The organism is Salmonella sp. 2018103, assembly GCF_026247685.1.
Lineage (GTDB): Bacteria > Pseudomonadota > Gammaproteobacteria > Enterobacterales > Enterobacteriaceae > Salmonella > Salmonella enterica.
In genome coordinates this window covers 2,267,740-2,285,302 of record NZ_CP111029.1, presented here as the reverse complement: position 1 = coordinate 2,285,302, position 17,563 = coordinate 2,267,740, and the positions used below count along the sequence as shown (strand labels likewise).

Below are 17,563 nucleotides of genomic sequence, written 5' to 3'. Positions count from 1 at the left end.
TGCTTCGATAAATTTTCCGCCATCCTGTCGATTTGGCGTTAAACCATTGCCGGATGGCCGTCCTACAGGTGTGTATGTTGTTATTGTTGTTTAGGCTTACGACGCCCGTAGACCAGCCAGGTCAGCAGGACGCAAGCGATGTAAAACAGCAAAAAGATTTTCATGGCGCCCACCGGCGAGCCGGTCAATGCCAAAGAGGTGCCAAACGCTTTTGGAATAAAGAAGCCGCCCACAGCGCCAATAGCGGAGATAAACCCGAGCGCGGCGGCGGTATCCGTCACCGCTTCGCGCTGCGCCTGCTCATCGCTCCCGCCGCGCAGTTTGACGTTGTAGAGCGTGATCTGACGAAAGATCACCGCAATCATCTGGAAGGTAGAACCGCTGCCGAGACCCGCTGTCAAAAACAGGCCCATAAAAACAAGATAGAACGCGCTAAAGCTGCCTGCGCCGGATCCTGGCAGCGTGAGGAATAGCAGGGCGGTAAACAGCGCCATAAAGATAAAATTAATGAGCGTTACGCGAACGCCGCCGAATTTATCGGAGATCACGCCGCCTGCCGAACGCGCCAGCGCGCCGATAAAGGGGCCAAAGAACGCCAGTTGCAGAATATTTACGTCGGGAAATTGCGTTTTGGCGAGCATGGCGAAACCTGCGGAAAAGCCGATGAATGACCCGAATGTCGCCAGGTACAGCAGGCTAAGCAGCCACAGGTGCAGACGTTTTAGCACCGGCAATTGCGAGGCGACAGACGCTTTTGAACTGCCGATATCGTTCATACCAAACCAGGCGGCAAGCGTCGCGACAGTCAGTAACGGCACCCAGATCCAGGCGGCGTTAGTGAGGGCGAGCAGGGAACCATCAGGTTGCGGCACGCCCCGGACGCCTAAAAAAGTAAATATCGGCAGAAAAATAACCAGCGGCGCAAGCAACTGCATCACACTGACGCCAAGGTTTCCCAGGCCGCCGTTAATACCCAACGCGCTACCTTGTCTGGCTTTTGGAAAGAAAAAGCTGATGTTGCCCATACTGGACGCGAAGTTTGCTCCCGCAAAACCGCACAACAGAGCTATGAGCATAAATACCCCGAAAGGGGTGGCAGGATTTTGCACGGCGAATCCCAGCCAGGCGCAGGGAATAATCAATATTACGGTACTTAATACGGTCCATTTACGCCCACCAAACAGTGGCACCATAAAGGAGTAGGGAACGCGTAATATTGCGCCGGAAAGAGAAGGTAATGCGGTTAATAAAAAGAGTTGGTCGGTGGTAAAATTAAATCCAATTTTATTGAGGTTGACGGCAACAGCGCTAAACAACATCCAGACGCAAAATGCCAGGAGCAAACAACTTACTGAAATCCATAAGTTTCTCCTGGCGATGCTTTTCCCTTTATTCTCCCAGAAGGCTGGATTTTCGGGTCGCCAGTCACTCAAGAGATAACGGTTATAATTCTCGTTTTGTCGTGTCATTTTACCCCTCACATGCGCATATCATTTGAGAAAAAACACAAAAAAGAGACAGAGCGTCACGCGCTCTTTTGAGAACTTATTGAAGTTTTTTTAGAATATTGAGTGAAAGAATAGATAAAAAACCAGGCCAGCGCGGCGCGAAGAGGAGATATGATGCTTCTTAATTGTTACTATTTGTAAATTAAAAGTTATTTTTATTAAATTATTTGTAACTTTACGCAAAGAGTTCAAGCGTAATCATCCGATCCAGATGGTATTTAAACGCGGGATCGGCCATTTCCGGAATACCCAGCACATACATACCGTCCAGCCCGCACACCAGTGCGATAAGCCGCCAGGCGATATCCGTGGCGTTAGCAGTAAACGTAAATTCTCCTGCCTGTTTGCCCTGCTCAATAATTGTGACCGTTTCCTCATGCCACATCTGCATCGTAAGTAGATAAGCATCTCTGATGTGCGGATCCCGGTCGGCCAGAATTTGCGCCTCTCGCCACAATTTTATGTAAGGCTCAAAGCCGCCGTCTTCGCTACCCAACATAGCGTGAAGCCGTGCACGCCAGGTGGCGGGCGGCGGAACTTGCCCGGCATCAAGCAGGGTGCGGATCAAATGGACAAAGGCCAGCGCTTTGAGCTCGCCCGCCGAGCTGAAGTGGTGATGCACCTGGCCGGCGGCGACATCGGCTTCTGATGCGATTCGTCGCACCGTCATGGCGGTAAACCCCTCTGCCAGCGCCACGCGCATCGCCGCTTGCAGGATCACTTCGCGGCGTTCATCCCGGTTAAGGTAACTCATATTTTCCCCACATTAGCCAATGCGCGCAGTGTAACAAAAAGCTGGACATTCGTTCAACTTACCGTAGGATCCTGAAGCTGGACAAGCGTCCAAATTTGAGTTTTTGAAGGGAGAGTTATGTTTCGTCAGTGGTTAACGTTAGTCATTATTGTGCTGGTCTATATTCCTGTCGCCATTGATGCCACGGTCTTGCATGTCGCCGCCCCGACACTGAGTATGACACTGGGGGCCAGCGGCAACGAGCTGCTGTGGATCATTGATATTTATTCTTTGGTTATGGCTGGCATGGTGTTGCCGATGGGCGCGCTTGGCGATCGTATCGGTTTTAAACGCCTGCTGATGCTGGGCGGGACGCTCTTTGGCCTGGCGTCACTGGCGGCAGCGTTTTCGCATACCGCCAGTTGGCTTATTGCCACCAGGGTATTACTGGCTATTGGCGCGGCGATGATTGTACCGGCGACGCTGGCCGGGATACGCGCCACCTTTTGTGAAGAGAAGCATCGCAACATGGCGCTGGGCGTCTGGGCAGCGGTAGGTTCGGGCGGAGCGGCGTTTGGGCCGCTCATCGGCGGCATATTATTAGAGCATTTTTACTGGGGATCGGTTTTCCTGATCAACGTGCCGATTGTGCTGGTCGTCATGGGCTTAACCGCCCGCTATGTTCCTCGCCAGGCGGGCCGTCGCGATCAACCGCTCAATCTTGGCCATGCGGTGATGCTGATTGTTGCTATTTTGCTGTTAGTCTATAGCGCTAAAACCGCGCTGAAAGGGCATCTGTCGCTGTGGGTCATCTCGTTTACCCTGCTTACCGGCGCGCTGCTCCTGGGACTCTTTATCCGCACACAGCTTGCGACATCGCGTCCGATGATTGATATGCGACTATTTACCCATCGCATTATCCTGAGCGGCGTCGTGATGGCGATGACCGCGATGATCACTCTGGTGGGTTTTGAGCTGCTGATGGCGCAAGAGCTGCAGTTTGTTCACGGGCTATCGCCTTATGAGGCCGGGGTATTTATGCTGCCGGTGATGGTCGCCAGTGGATTCAGCGGGCCGATTGCGGGCGCGCTGGTCTCGCGTCTGGGACTACGGCTGGTCGCGACGGGCGGCATGGCGTTAAGCGCGCTGAGTTTTTATGGCCTGGCGATGACGGATTTCAGCACCCAACAATGGCAGGCTTGGGGGCTGATGGCGCTGCTGGGATTTAGCGCCGCCAGCGCATTGCTGGCTTCCACGTCGGCAATTATGGCCGCTGCGCCGGCAGAAAAAGCGGCGGCGGCCGGCGCGATAGAAACGATGGCTTATGAACTGGGCGCGGGACTGGGCATCGCCATTTTCGGTCTGTTGTTAAGCCGTAGCTTCTCCGCGTCTATCCGTCTGCCTGCCGGGCTTGAGGCGCAAGAGATTGCCAGAGCGTCATCTTCAATGGGGGAAGCCGTGCAGTTGGCGAATAGCCTGCCGCCCACGCTGGGGCAGGCAATACTGGACGCCGCCAGACAGGCCTTTATCTGGTCGCATAGTGTGGCGTTAAGCAGCGCCGGGAGTATGCTTCTTTTGCTGGCGGTAGGGATGTGGTTCAGCCTGGCAAAAGCCCAACGCCGATAACATAACGCCTGATGAGATAAGCGCTTAATGCGCTAGCTGGCAGGGGGAGTCCATTTCCTCAACCTCTTTACCGCTGAGGCGTGCGTATTGCCCCGTCAGTCGCCAGAAGGCAGGCTGGGTTTCGGTATAAATTTCCGCAGCCAGAATCAGCCGACGGCGATCAACTTCGTTCAGTTCCAGTAAGGTCCAGGGAATAAAATAGCGATCGGTATCGGTAAGCCGAAACCACAGCGGACACCCGCAGCCGGAACAGAAGTAGCGTTCGCCGCGTGAAGAGGATGAAAAGTATGGCGGTTCCGGGGAAAGGGGGGCTAGCTGTGGTTGCCCGCAGGCTTCCAGATACATGGCTATTCCACCCGACCATTTTTGACACAGCGTACAATGGCAGGCATAGACATCCAGCATTTCGACGTCAACGGTAAAATGGCTCTGTCCGCAAAGACAACGACCAGTGAACGTCTGCACGGCATACTCCTTATGACCGAGTCTACATCAAGAGAAAAAGCCAGCCCTGAAAGGACTGGCTTTGTATTCAGACTACAACAAAATTAGAACTGGTAGTTCAGACCAACAGCAACGATGTTGTCGGTAGACACTTTAGCCGCTTTGGTGAAATCGCTGTCGTCCAGCAGGTTGATTTTGTAATCAACGAAGGTGGACATGTTTTTGTTGAAGTAATAGGTTGCGCCGACATCGATGTACTCAACCAGATCCTGGTCGCCGTAAGTACCCAGGTTTTTACCTTTGGATTTCAGGTAAGCGATGGACGGACGCAGACCGAAGTCGAACTGATACTGAGCAACCGCTTCAAAGTTCTGGGTTTTATTCGCGATAAACGCATCACCCGCTGCATCTTCACCGAAGGTGGTCATGTTCAGCGTTTCGGAGTAGGTGGTCGCCAGGTAGATGTTGTTCGCATCATATTTCAGACCAGCAGCCCAGACTTCAGCGTTTTTACCCGCAGCATTCAGGTTGCTCGCTGCTTTCACCTGGTTGTTAGTACGGTCAGACTTCGCATAGGCTGCACCTACGCCAAAACCTTCGTACTCATACGTTGCGGACAGACCGAAACCGTCGCCGTTAGACTCGTATGCGCCGTCACGGTCGTTTTTGCCCTGGTACTGCGCGGCAAAGTTCAGACCTTCAACCAGGCCAAAGAAGTCAGTGTTACGGTAGGTGGCAACACCAGTAGTACGGCCAGTCATGAAGACGTCAGTCTGAGTCCAGGTATCGCCACCAAACTCTGGCAGAACGTCGGTCCATGCGCCGATGTCGTAAGCAACGCCGTAGTTACGACCGTAGTCGAAAGAACCGTAGTCAGCGAATTTCAGACCAGCAAACGCCAGACGGGTTTTGTCTTTGTCAGCGCCCTGGCTTTCAGTACGGTTGCCTTTGAATTCATATTCCCACTGGCCAAAACCGGTTAACTGATCGTTGATCTGCGTTTCGCCTTTAAAGCCCAGACGCGCGTAAGTTTTGTCACCATCACTTCCGTTATCATCAGAGAAATAATGCTGAGCGTGAACTTTACCGTACAGATCCAGTTTATTGCCGTCTTTGTTATATACCTCGGCTGCATTTACAACGCCTGCTGCCAACAGGGAAGTCACTGCCACTGCCACTAACTTAAGTTTCATTTTAATAATCCTTATAATTTTCTTAGCGTGTTTCCTCAACCATTGTTAAACGAGGCGTTTGTCAATGGCAGACTATTTTTAAATGACGGAGTGGCATAAGTTCAATAATAAGTTTCATAAGATTACAAATTATTTTAATTTGTGTGATCGAGATCTCCTTAATACATTTGAGAGTATTAATTCAAATAGGGACTGTCTAATAAGATATATTTTCGGAGGGGACTATTGGGCTGTTTATGGTTTTATTTTTGGTAGTAACGACTGATTATTATATGCACTAATACAGTTGCCAGCTAGCGTTAATTATATATTTGTTAATAAAATTATATCATCACATTAACATATTTAACGATTTTATAAAATCCGTATTTTTTACCAGCGCATCCTGGTATGGCGCAGGGGGAGCACGTGAAAATGAAAAATCGTCAAATACACACAGGCGATAGATAAAAGCGTAGTTGTGTTATGAAGAGTGTCAAGGTGCAGCGGGTCGATTTAATATCAACATCGGCCCGCCCGTCGCTATTAGCGCCGCCGCGTTGCCAGCCAACAAAGTAGCGAACCTACGCAAACCATGACTGCGCCTTGCCAGAAGGAGAATGACAGTGGTGAGCTGAGTAACAGCGCTGCCAGAGCAGAGGACATGACGGGGGTAAAATAGGACCCTACGGCCATGATAGTCACATTGCCATGAAGTATGCCCACATTCCATGCGGCGTAGGCAAACCCTAACGTTAATGCCGCGGTAAAAAGTTTAGCAATCACCGGTAGGCTAAATATCATGGCAGGTTGCGGCGTAAGAAAATAGTGGAACCACAGCGCCACGGCGGTGAGTAACACAAAGACGGTGATACCGTTAAAACCACGCGCATATTTATTGGTGACCGTGCAGTATGTCGCCCATATAAACGCCCCAAGAAATGCCAGTAAATAACTTAGCGGACTGGTGGCGACATTGCTGATAATTTCTCCTGGATTAAGACCATTCTCGCCCCCCAGAACCCAGCAAACGCCAGTAAGTGCAATAAGCAATCCAGGCACAATAAGCCAGTTAGTTTTTTGCCCGTTAAAAAGAATGGCAAACAGAATGGTCAGGCTGGGCCATAAATAGTTAACCATGCCGACTTCGATAGCCTGATGGCGAGTGGCGGCATAACCGAGAGAAAGCGCCAGGCATATTTCATAACTGACAAACAGTACGCTGCCTGCGATGAGGTATCGCCCCGGGAAACGGCGGATATCAGGTAATCCGACGGTAAAAATCAGCAGCAGGCCGCTTAATGAATAGATCATGGCTGCGCCGCCTACCGGTCCGAGACCTTCGCTGACGCCGCGAATTAACCCAACCATCGTGCTCCACAGAACGATGGCAACAAGCCCTATTAGCGTTGCTTTTTGTGATGTCATGCTTTGTGGCTATCCTGAATACCGCGCAAAATAAACTGCCACTTATAGCACTTTTTCCGAGGGCGATGCCATGCAGTGTCATTTTTTAGTACCTCCCTGGAGTTATTGCAGTTTAAAAATAGGGCTATTTAATAGCGGAACCGTTTCAATATTGATTTGACGCAAAAAAGTTATCGATTTTGCTGTTAGTTTCCTCGCGAAGTTATACACGCATCCTGGACTGAGGTTTTGATGCAGTTCGAAGGAGGCGTGCATCCGTGGAAAAAAGAGGAAAGCAATGGACGTCAGCCGCAGACAATTTTTTAAAATCTGCGCGGGCGGTATGGCGGGAACAACGGTGGCCGCACTGGGTTTTACCCCTAAAATGGCCCTGGCTCAGGCGCGAAACTATAAGCTGTTGCGCGCAAAAGAGATCCGTAACTCCTGCACATACTGTTCCGTAGGTTGCGGGCTATTAATGTATAGCCTGGGAGATGGGGCAAAAAACGCGAAAGAAGCGATTTACCATATTGAAGGCGACCCGGATCATCCGGTAAGCCGTGGCGCGCTGTGCCCGAAAGGGGCCGGTTTGCTGGACTATGTTCACAGTGAAGATCGCCTACGCTATCCGGAATACCGCGCGCCGGGTTCCGACAAGTGGCAGCGCATTAGCTGGGATGACGCTTTCACTCGTATTGCTAAATTAATGAAAGCCGACCGTGACGCCAACTTTATTGAAAAGAATGAGCAGGGCGTCACGGTTAACCGCTGGCTCTCTACCGGGATGCTGTGCGCCTCGGCGGCCAGCAATGAAACGGGTATGCTGACGCAGAAGTTTGCCCGTTCTCTCGGTATGCTGGCGGTAGATAACCAGGCGCGCGTCTGACACGGACCAACGGTAGCAAGTCTTGCTCCAACATTTGGTCGCGGTGCGATGACCAACCACTGGGTGGATATTAAAAACGCCAACGTCGTTATGGTGATGGGCGGCAATGCCGCAGAAGCGCATCCGGTGGGTTTCCGCTGGGCGATGGAAGCGAAAAACAATAACGATGCGACGCTGATTGTCGTTGATCCACGCTTTACACGTACGGCGTCGGTGGCGGATATCTATGCGCCAATACGTTCCGGTACAGACATTACCTTTCTGTCCGGCGTGTTGCTGTACCTGATCGAAAATAACAAAATCAACGCTGAGTACGTTAAGCATTACACCAACGCCAGCCTGCTGGTGCGGGATGATTTTGCCTTTGATGACGGTCTTTTCAGCGGCTATGACGCCCAAAAGCGTCAGTACGATAAATCCTCCTGGAACTACCAGTTCGATGAAAACGGCTATGCCAAACGTGATGAAACGTTGACGCACCCACGCTGTGTGTGGAATCTGCTGAAGCAGCACGTTTCGCGCTATACGCCGGACGTTGTGGAAAACATTTGCGGTACGCCGAAAGCGGACTTCCTGAAGGTGTGTGAGGTGTTGGCCTCTACCAGCGCTCCGGATCGCACTACGACCTTCCTGTATGCGCTGGGCTGGACGCAACATACCGTCGGGGCGCAGAACATCCGTACCATGGCGATGATCCAGTTGCTGCTCGGCAATATGGGGATGGCTGGCGGCGGTGTGAACGCCTTGCGCGGCCACTCTAATATTCAGGGCTTAACGGATTTAGGACTGCTCTCCACCAGCCTGCCGGGTTACCTGACGCTACCGTCAGAAAAACAGGCCGATCTGCAAACTTATCTGGCCGCGAATACCCCCAAAGCGACGCTGGCCGATCAGGTCAACTACTGGGGTAATTATCCTAAGTTCTTCGTCAGCCTGATGAAATCTTTCTATGGCGATGCGGCGCAGAAAGAGAATGACTGGGGCTTTGCCTGGCTGCCTAAGTGGGATCAGTCCTATGACGTGATCAAATATTTCAACATGATGGATAGCGGGAAAGTCACCGGCTATTTCTGTCAGGGCTTTAACCCGGTGGCGTCCTTCCCGGACAAAAACAAAGTGGTGCAAAGCTTAAGCAAACTGAAGTATCTGGTCGTTATCGATCCGCTGGTGACTGAAACGTCGACGTTCTGGCAGAACCACGGCGAATCTAATGATGTTGATCCGACAACGATTCAGACCGAAGTCTTCCGTCTGCCGTCTACCTGTTTTGCGGAAGAGGATGGCTCTATCGCTAACTCCGGTCGCTGGTTACAGTGGCACTGGAAAGGTCAGGACGCGCCGGGCGAAGCGCGTAACGACGGCGAGATTCTGGCCGGTATTTACCATCGTCTGCGTGAAATGTATCGCGCAGAAGGCGGTAAAGGCGCCGAGCCACTATTGAAGATGAGCTGGAACTACAAGCAGCCGGATGAACCGCATTCGGAAGAAGTGGCGAAAGAGAACAACGGCTATGCGCTGGAAGATCTCTATGACGCCAACGGTACACTGCTTGCCAGGAAAGGCCAGTTGTTGAGCAGTTTTGCATTACTGCGCGATGACGGTACGACATCCTCCTCCTGCTGGATTTATACCGGTAGCTGGACGGAGCAGGGCAACCAGATGTCCAGACGTGATAACGCCGACCCGTCAGGGCTTGGCAATACACTGGGTTGGGCGTGGGCGTGGCCGCTAAACCGTCGCGTATTGTATAACCGCGCTTCGGCGGATCCGCAGGGTAAACCGTGGGATCCAAAACGGATGCTGATCCAGTGGAACGGCGCGAAGTGGACAGGGAACGATATTCCGGACTTTAACAACGCGGCGCCGGGGAGCGGGACCAATCCGTTTATCATGCAGCCGGAAGGGCTGGGACGTCTGTTTGCTATTGATAAGATGGCGGAAGGACCGTTCCCTGAGCACTACGAGCCGATGGAAACGCCGCTGGGTACTAACCCGCTGCACCCGAATGTGGTCTCGAACCCGGCGGCGCGTCTGTATGAAGAAGATGCGCTGCGCATGGGTAAGAAGGAGCAGTTTCCGTACGTGGGCACGACTTACCGCCTCACAGAGCATTTCCATACCTGGACCAAACATGCGCTACTTAACGCTATCGCTCAGCCGGAACAGTTTGTGGAGATCAGTGAGACGCTGGCGGCAGCGAAAGGTATTGCTAACGGCGACTATGTGAAGGTGAGCAGTAAACGCGGGTTTATTCGCGCGGTCGCGGTGGTAACTCGTCGTCTTCGCACCCTGCATGTCAACGGTCAGCAGGTTGAAACGGTGGGGATCCCGATTCACTGGGGCTTTGAGGGTGTCGCACGCAAAGGCTATATCGCCAATACTCTGACGCCAAATGTCGGTGATGCCAACTCGCAAACGCCGGAATACAAAGCGTTTTTAGTTAACATCGAGAAGGCGTAAGGGAGGCGAACATATGTCTATGGAAACGCAGGACATTATTAAACGGTCCGCAACAAACGCCATCACGCCGCCTCCACAGGCGCGTGATTACAAAGCCGAAGTCGCGAAACTGATCGACGTCTCCTCCTGTGTCGGCTGTAAAGCCTGCCAGGTAGCCTGTTCTGAGTGGAACGATATTCGCGATAACGTTGGTCATTGTGTCGGGGTGTACGATAACCCTGCCGATCTCAGCGCCAAGTCCTGGACGGTGATGCGCTTTACCGAAACCGAGCAGAACGGCAAGCTGGAGTGGCTGATTCGTAAAGATGGTTGTATGCACTGTGAAGATCCAGGCTGTCTTAAAGCCTGTCCATCTGCCGGGGCTATCATCCAGTACGCGAACGGGATTGTTGATTTTCAATCTGAACACTGTATCGGCTGTGGTTACTGTATCGCCGGGTGTCCGTTTAATATTCCGCGCCTCAACAAAGAGGACAACCGCGTTTATAAATGTACGCTCTGCGTCGATCGCGTCAGTGTGGGCCAGGAACCGGCCTGCGTCAAAACTTGTCCGACCGGGGCTATTCACTTCGGCACCAAAAAAGAGATGCTGGAACTGGGTGAGCAACGCGTGGAGAAGTTAAAAGCGCGTGGCTTTGAACATGCCGGTATCTACAACCCGCAGGGCGTCGGCGGTACGCACGTCATGTATGTGCTGCACCATGCCAACCAGCCGGAGTTGTACCACGGCTTGCCGAAAGATCCGCAGATCGATACCTCAATCAATCTGTGGAAAGGGGCGCTAAAACCGCTGGCCGCAGCGGGCTTTATCGCCACTTTCGCCGGTCTGATTTACCACTACATCGGTATTGGCCCGAATAAAGAAACGGACGACGATGAGGAGGATCATCATGAGTAAGTCGAAAATGATTGTGCGCACGAAATTTGTCGACCGCGCCTGTCACTGGACGGTGGTGATCTGCTTCTTCCTGGTAGCGCTGTCGGGGATTTCATTTTTCTTCCCGACGCTACAATGGCTGACGCAAACCTTCGGCACGCCGCAGATGGGACGTATTTTGCACCCGTTCTTCGGTATTGCCATTTTCATCGCGCTGATGTTTATGTTCGTGCGTTTCGTCCACCACAACATCCCGGATAAAAAAGATATTCCGTGGCTGAAAAATATTGTCGAAGTATTGAAAGGCAATGAGCATAAGGTGGCGGATGTCGGCAAATACAATGCCGGACAGAAGATGATGTTCTGGTCCATTATGAGCATGATTTTTGTGCTGCTGGTGACTGGCGTGATTATCTGGCGTCCGTATTTCGCGCAGTATTTCCCCATGCAGGTGGTGCGTTATAGCCTGTTAATTCATGCGGCGGCGGGCATTATTTTAATGCACGCGATCCTCATCCATATGTATATGGCATTTTGGGTGAAAGGCTCGATTAAAGGCATGATCGAAGGGAAGGTCAGCCGTCGCTGGGCGAAGAAACATCATCCACGCTGGTATCGTGAAATCGAGAAGGCGGAAGCAAAAAAAGAGAGCGAAGAAGGTATTCAGTAATTCTTTCGCGATCTGATAAACAAGGCGCTATCCTGGTAGCGCCTTGTTTTCATCTGCTGTCTGTATACTCAGACGACTACAGCAAATCGTTTAACGACGGAAATCGATGACCATACGGCCTCGAATTTGTCCCTGTTCCATCTCTTTAAAAATAACGTTGATATCTTCAAGCGGACGTAGAGCGACTTTTGGTACGACTTTTCCTTCCGCCGCGAACTGGAAGGCTTCGGTCAGATCCTGACGTGTCCCCACCAACGAACCGACAACCTGAATGCCATCCAGCACCAGGCGAGGGATATCAAGGTTCATGGCTTCTGGCGGCAGCCCGACTGCCACCACGCGGCCTCCGGCGCGAACGGCATCTACTGCGGAATTAAACGCCGCCTTAGCGACCGCGGTAACCACCGCTGCGTGCGCGCCACCGGTTTTTTCCTGCACAATTTTAGCCGCATCTTCCGTACGTGAATTAATGGTCAGATCTGCGCCCATTTCCTCGGCCAGTTTCAGCTGTCCATCATTGACATCAATGGCGATCACTTTCGCATTGAAAACGTTTTTCGCGTACTGCAAGGCCAGATTACCCAGACCGCCCAGACCGTAGATGGCAATCCACTGGCCAGGTTTAATATGAGAAATCTTCACCGCTTTATACGTGGTAACGCCCGCGCAGGTAATACTACTTGCCGCCGCAGAGTCCAGACCTTCCGGTACTTTCACCGCATAATCCGCGACGACAATACACTCTTCGGCCATGCCGCCATCTACCGTGTAACCGGCATTTTTCACGTTGCGGCATAAGGTTTCATTGCCCGTATTGCAATACTCACAGTGTCCGCATCCTTCATAAAACCACGCGACACTCGCGCGATCGCCGGGTTTCAGCGAGGTGACACCAGGACCGACTTCCGCCACGACGCCAATGCCTTCGTGTCCCAGAATGACGCCGGTTTTGTCACCGAAATCTCCGTTTTTCACGTGTAGATCGGTATGGCATACGCCGCAGCACTCCATTTTTAGCAAAGCTTCACCGTGGCGAAGGGGACGCAGCGTTTTCTCAGTAACATCAACCTGATGATCTTGTGTGACAACAGCAGCTTTCATAACCTTCTCCTTTTATTAATAGTGAACTGCATAGCAGGTAATAGCAGGTAAGGTGCTATTACCTCTTTAGGATTAATATTTCTGATGAGTTATGCAAGGCGGCAGAAATACAATGTAATAGTTTAGCCAGGATTATCCTGATAAATCCCCGTTCAATACATAAAGGTGGCTAATATTAGTAGCTTGACAAATAAGCAGGGAAAGGAATTCAGGGGTGTCGACAGACTCGCCAAAACTAAAGAAGAAAGTGATATCCGGCGGCATTCACCGCCGGGTACGTATTAAATGGAAGTCCGACGGTAGTCGCGGTATTCCGGTTTCCAGAAGTTATCGTCAATCGCCTGTTGCAGCGCTTCCGCAGAGGTTTTCACCGCTACACCTTGTTGCTGCGCCATTTTGCCTACGGCAAAAGCGATAGCGCGCGACACGACCTGGATGTCTTTAAGCGCTGGCAACACTAATCCTTCGCCGTTATTCACCAGCGGAGAATGTTTCGCCAGCGTCTCACTGGCTGACATCAGCATTTCATCAGTAATGCGCGATGCGCCGGAAGCGATAACCCCCAGGCCGATGCCGGGGAAAATATAGGCGTTATTACATTGTGCGATCGGATAAACCTTATCTTTCCAGATGACCGGCGAGAATGGGCTGCCGGTTGCCACCAGCGCGTTGCCTTCCGTCCAGGCGATAATGTCCTGTGGCGTGGCCTCCACGCGAGAGGTGGGATTAGAGAGCGGCATGACGATCGGGCGAGGGCAATGCTTATGCATCTCGCGGATGATCTCTTCAGTAAAGAGCCCGGTCTGGCCGGAAACCCCGATCAGAATATCCGGCTTCACGTTACGCACCACATCCAGCAGCGACAGCACGTCATTTTCGGTATCCCAGTGCTGGAGATTGTCGCATTTCTGCACCAGTTTTGCCTGGAACGGCAATAAATTAGGCATCCGGTCCGTCAACAGGCCGAAGCGATCGACCATAAAAACGTTCTGTCGAGCGGCATCTTCGCTTAAACCTTCACGCTGAGTCTGCGCGATGATCTGTTCAGCAATTCCACATCCGGCGGAACCCGCGCCGAGGAAAACGATTTTCTGCTCGCTAAGCTGACTGCCGGCAGCGCGGCTGGCGGCGATCAACGTACCGACGGTCACGGCTGCGGTGCCCTGAATATCATCGTTAAAGGAGCAAATCTCATCACGATAGCGCGTCAACAGCGGCATTGCGTTTTTCTGCGCGAAATCTTCGAACTGTAGCAGGATATCTGGCCAGCGCTGCTTAACGGCCTGAATAAACTCGTCGACAAACGCATAATACTCATCGTCGGTAATGCGCGGATGACGCCAGCCCATGTAAAGCGGATCGTTGAGTAACTGTTGATTGTTGGTGCCGACATCCAGCACAACGGGAAGGGTATAGGCCGGACTAATGCCGCCGCAGGCGGTGTATAATGACAGCTTACCGATAGGGATCCCCATCCCGCCGATGCCCTGATCGCCAAGCCCCAGAATCCGCTCGCCATCCGTCACCACAATAACTTTAATGTTGTGGTTAGGCACATTCTGCAAAATGTCGTCCATATTGTGACGGTTCGGATAAGAGATAAATACGCCGCGCGCCCGGCGATAAATCTCAGAGAAGCGCTCACAGGCCGCGCCCACGGTCGGGGTATAGATAACCGGCATCATCTCTTCAAGATGGTTTTGCACCAGTCGATAAAAGAGCGTTTCGTTGGTATCCTGGATGTTACGCAGGTAAATATGCTTATCGATTTCTGTTTTAAACCCCTGATACTGGAGCCAGGCGCGTTCGGCCTGTTCTTCAATCGACTCGACGACCTCTGGCAGCAGCCCTGACAAATTGAAGTTGCGGCGCTCTTCTACGCTAAAAGCGCTGCCTTTGTTTAACAGGGGGAATTCCAGCAATACAGGGCCAGCGTAAGGGATATAAAGGGAACGTGCTTTCTTGGTTGTAGTTTCCATGTTACTCACTCTTTTTCGAATAACTGTCCCTGGCACCGTCGTTTATCATCATATATTGCCTTCCACCAGGGAACCGACCCTGAGTATAAAGCATTGTGAGACGTTAAGGTCATTCCTATAAACAAAAACACCATTGCAGATGCAATGGTGTTTAACGTCATTTCAGGACTGTACGATTACTTTTGGCTATCGGCGCGGCGCTTTCTGCCGGTTGGGTTATTCACCACGCTGCTGGTGTCGCCTTCAGTAACAACCTTACGCTGGTTGGAAATTCTGTAATCCAGTCCAAGTATATGACGAGCTTGACGGTTCGATTTCATGTTAACTCCTCAATCCTGCTGCTAGTTTTAAGGACAAATTCGCTTACGCGAAAGAAACGTAACCCCTAAGGTTGCCGATACAGCATAGCAGGTTTTACAGAGTAGGGTGCTGCCCGCTTACCACATAGTTGATGGTCTGCTGGTAGATGTCACTGAGGATGTCATTGTCGGAAGCCTCAACCCATTTGGTCAGCTCCATTAAAATATCATCTTCAGTGACAACGCCTAACTCCGCGCGTAATCCTTGTTCAATCGCGTTGACCAGGGCCGGTTGTGCTGCTGAGGTATTTGCTGAGTGATAAGTAAACATATAATGCCTCCGTGAACATGTATTTATTTAGTACGGCTCGCAGAAAATTAATTCGTATTCAGCATGGCAAATATTTTTGCGGCTGTGGTTAAGATTAGTCCTGGAGTTATTTTAACGCAAGGCGGAACTCTAATTGTTTACCCCAGAAGAAAATATATTACGTTTGCCAATTACATATCCTCATACAAATAGTGGTCAATTAATATACATTTAAAAGGCTAGTTATTGCGATTTTTATCTTTTATTACAACGAGATAAGACAAATCTTAATTTGAATAAAAATATACATAGTGGAATACGCTTCCGGAAGAAAACGTAAGGATAAAAGAAGGGATATATTCTTTAAAGAAAGGGAGGCCTGTTGATTTAATATCCATCACTGAAAAAGCATACAACTATTTTCTATATCTGAAGTGCGGGTAATTGACAACATGCTACATCCATCGGCATGGACAACGCAGATTAGCAGCATGGTCTATACTTTATTTTTTGAGCCAACAGGAGAGCAAAAATGACAATCCATAAGAAAGGTCAGGCACACTGGGAAGGCGACATCAAACGGGGTAAAGGTACCGTATCAACAGAAAGCGGCGTGCTTAATCAACAACCGTATGGATTCAATACCCGGTTCGAAGGCGCGCAGGGGACCAACCCGGAAGAGTTAATTGGCGCCGCACATGCGGCCTGTTTCTCCATGGCACTATCACTCATGCTGGGAGAGGCTGGATTTACGCCGACATCCATTGACACCACCGCTGACGTATCGCTTGATAAGGTGGAGGCGGGCTTCGCCATTACCAAAATTGCGCTACAAAGCAAAGTCGCGGTAGCAGATATTGATGCTTCAACTTTCGATCAAATCATCCAGAAAGCAAAAGCCGGGTGCCCGGTATCGCAGGTTCTGAATGCGGAAATCACCCTCGACTACCAGCTTAACGCCTGATAACTCCGCCAGCCCGGTAACGACTCTTGTTTATCGGGCTGTTGAATATCGCTTTTTCTCCCTCTCTCATTTCCTTCACGCTATCGGGCGTTAAAAGTACACGGAGCGAATGAAAAAGTATCAGACGTCAGGAACCTCGAGAAGCGTCTTCTTACCGTGTCTTTGTTGGTATTCGTTACAGGTGTTAATCATTTTCTTTGCAGCTCCTTTTAGTAAAGAAAGCATTAAATCATCATAATCAACGTAGAATCTGGTTGTTTCGGTTTCCGTTTTTATCTCCCCAATTGCTGCTATTTCAGTGGCTAATTTCAATTTTGCCGCATCGATATCTTTATTCGCTTGTTTCACTGTAGCCGATAAGCTAGTAAAGAAATTTTGCACTGCTTTTAGCCTGTTATTCAATTCTGGAATCAATTTCCCTTCAATCACGCCCGCAGCAATAGAATAGGAAATAATTAATCCAAATGGACCGGCGACTATGCCTGCAGCAGCACCGGCATAAGCTTCCTTACGAATTCTATCCACCTGTGACTGGAAATAACTACTTTTTTCCGAGAAATCATTGGTTAACTGGCTATCTAATGCCAGCAGTTTTCCGGAAGCGTTGTTGAAACTTTGTGAACTTGCCAGGAGAGATTTTTGCGCTTCATTCAGTTTATTGACGCCATCATCTAATATCCTGATGAGAATATCTTTCTGGGCTGATGCTTTTTTCTCATTATATTCATCAAATAGTAAAATATACGCTGAGAGTAATTGCGTCACGACACCACACCATTCATAAACAGTTTGTGTCGCTTCAAAATACTTGTCCTGGCTGTCCATAAGCAAAACTTTAATATCACCAACTAAAACAGAAGCTGCCTGCGAGTACTCCTGTTTAAAACGGCTTAACTCTTTTATGGTTTCATCAAAGGTCTTCCAGGGGATGACCTGGTCGAGGTATTTGTTATAAAGATCTAATGCCCCATCTGCGGTTTCGATCGCGCTTTTAACTACCTCTACAGTTTGTTCTGCAAATATTCCGGTCATAATCATTTGCCTCTTTTAAATATATAAATTGCAATTAAGCTATTGTTTTATAACTTATTTCTACCTATTACCTCCAGACAGCTTTTGTAGCTTAA

General features: G+C 50.4%; 15 protein-coding genes. 5 read left to right on the top strand and 10 right to left on the bottom strand.

What is annotated here, in order from left to right; genetic code table 11:
* Positions 1–80: 80 nt before the first annotated feature.
* Together OLG56_RS11085 and OLG56_RS11080 are read right to left on the bottom strand one after the other, a co-directional pair.
* Positions 81–1,469 carry a NarK family nitrate/nitrite MFS transporter gene (locus OLG56_RS11085; RefSeq protein ID WP_061377321.1) on the bottom strand — a complete coding sequence of 463 codons (1,389 nt, stop codon included), beginning with the start codon at positions 1,467–1,469 and terminating at the stop codon, positions 81–83.
* Positions 1,470–1,683: 214 nt separating this feature from the next.
* The gene (locus OLG56_RS11080) at positions 1,684–2,262 is read right to left on the bottom strand and encodes a TetR family transcriptional regulator (RefSeq protein ID WP_000121049.1); all 579 of its coding nucleotides are present in this window, start codon (positions 2,260–2,262) and stop codon (positions 1,684–1,686) included.
* Between the two features lie 117 nt (positions 2,263–2,379).
* On the opposite strand from OLG56_RS11080, the gene smvA reads away from it, so the two are divergent.
* Positions 2,380–3,867: a methyl viologen efflux MFS transporter SmvA gene (gene smvA / locus OLG56_RS11075; RefSeq protein ID WP_061377322.1), complete on the top strand. Its 1,488-nt coding sequence runs from the start codon at positions 2,380–2,382 to the stop codon at positions 3,865–3,867.
* A 24-nt stretch (positions 3,868–3,891) separates the two neighbouring features.
* Here smvA and OLG56_RS11070 read toward each other — a convergent pair whose 3' ends face one another.
* From OLG56_RS11070 to yddG, 3 genes are all read right to left on the bottom strand, one after another.
* Entirely contained in the window at positions 3,892–4,272 is a 381-nt protein-coding gene (locus OLG56_RS11070; protein WP_014343841.1) for a GFA family protein, read from the bottom strand.
* A gap of 143 nt (positions 4,273–4,415) precedes the next feature.
* Positions 4,416–5,504 carry a porin OmpD gene (gene ompD / locus OLG56_RS11065; RefSeq protein WP_000769035.1) on the bottom strand — a complete coding sequence of 363 codons (1,089 nt, stop codon included), beginning with the start codon at positions 5,502–5,504 and terminating at the stop codon, positions 4,416–4,418.
* Positions 5,505–6,029: 525 nt separating this feature from the next.
* Positions 6,030–6,911, bottom strand: coding sequence for an aromatic amino acid efflux DMT transporter YddG (yddG, locus tag OLG56_RS11060; protein ID WP_000203795.1), 882 nt, complete (start codon positions 6,909–6,911; stop codon positions 6,030–6,032).
* 277 nt (positions 6,912–7,188) lie between these two features.
* Here yddG and fdnG point away from each other — a divergent pair, with 277 nt between their 5' ends.
* The 3 genes from fdnG to fdnI are packed head-to-tail and all read left to right on the top strand — an operon-like array spanning position 7,189 to position 11,783.
* Entirely contained in the window at positions 7,189–10,236 is a 3,048-nt protein-coding gene (gene fdnG / locus OLG56_RS11055) for a formate dehydrogenase-N subunit alpha (RefSeq protein ID WP_001574320.1), read from the top strand.
* Positions 10,237–10,249: 13 nt separating this feature from the next.
* Positions 10,250–11,134, top strand: a complete 885-nt coding sequence (gene fdxH, locus OLG56_RS11050) for a formate dehydrogenase subunit beta (protein WP_000061599.1) — start codon at positions 10,250–10,252, stop codon at positions 11,132–11,134.
* The gene (gene fdnI / locus OLG56_RS11045; protein ID WP_000045657.1) at positions 11,127–11,783 is read left to right on the top strand and encodes a formate dehydrogenase-N subunit gamma; all 657 of its coding nucleotides are present in this window, start codon (positions 11,127–11,129) and stop codon (positions 11,781–11,783) included. Before fdxH ends, fdnI begins: the two co-directional genes overlap by 8 nt.
* Positions 11,784–11,873: 90 nt before the next feature.
* Here fdnI and adhP read toward each other — a convergent pair whose 3' ends face one another.
* The 4 genes from adhP to bdm all read right to left on the bottom strand — a co-directional run bounded on the left by adhP (position 11,874) and on the right by bdm (position 15,493).
* The gene (adhP, locus tag OLG56_RS11040; protein ID WP_000642447.1) at positions 11,874–12,884 is read right to left on the bottom strand and encodes an alcohol dehydrogenase AdhP; all 1,011 of its coding nucleotides are present in this window, start codon (positions 12,882–12,884) and stop codon (positions 11,874–11,876) included.
* Between the two features lie 281 nt (positions 12,885–13,165).
* The gene (locus OLG56_RS11035) at positions 13,166–14,863 is read right to left on the bottom strand and encodes an NAD-dependent malic enzyme (RefSeq protein ID WP_000450511.1); all 1,698 of its coding nucleotides are present in this window, start codon (positions 14,861–14,863) and stop codon (positions 13,166–13,168) included.
* A gap of 176 nt (positions 14,864–15,039) precedes the next feature.
* Entirely contained in the window at positions 15,040–15,183 is a 144-nt protein-coding gene (gene sra, locus OLG56_RS11030; RefSeq protein ID WP_000841559.1) for a stationary-phase-induced ribosome-associated protein, read from the bottom strand.
* A 94-nt stretch (positions 15,184–15,277) separates the two neighbouring features.
* A complete protein-coding gene (bdm, locus tag OLG56_RS11025; RefSeq protein WP_000495700.1) occupies positions 15,278–15,493 on the bottom strand; it encodes a biofilm-dependent modulation protein in 216 nt (71 codons plus the stop codon).
* 511 nt (positions 15,494–16,004) lie between these two features.
* Between bdm and OLG56_RS11020 the strand changes: the two genes are divergently transcribed.
* Positions 16,005–16,436 (top strand): OsmC family protein, encoded by a 432-nt coding sequence (locus OLG56_RS11020; protein WP_000152297.1) that lies wholly within the window; start codon positions 16,005–16,007, stop codon positions 16,434–16,436.
* A gap of 120 nt (positions 16,437–16,556) precedes the next feature.
* Here OLG56_RS11020 and hlyE read toward each other — a convergent pair whose 3' ends face one another.
* A complete protein-coding gene (hlyE, locus tag OLG56_RS11015; protein WP_001545517.1) occupies positions 16,557–17,468 on the bottom strand; it encodes a hemolysin HlyE in 912 nt (303 codons plus the stop codon).
* Between the last annotated feature and the right edge of the window lie 95 nt (positions 17,469–17,563).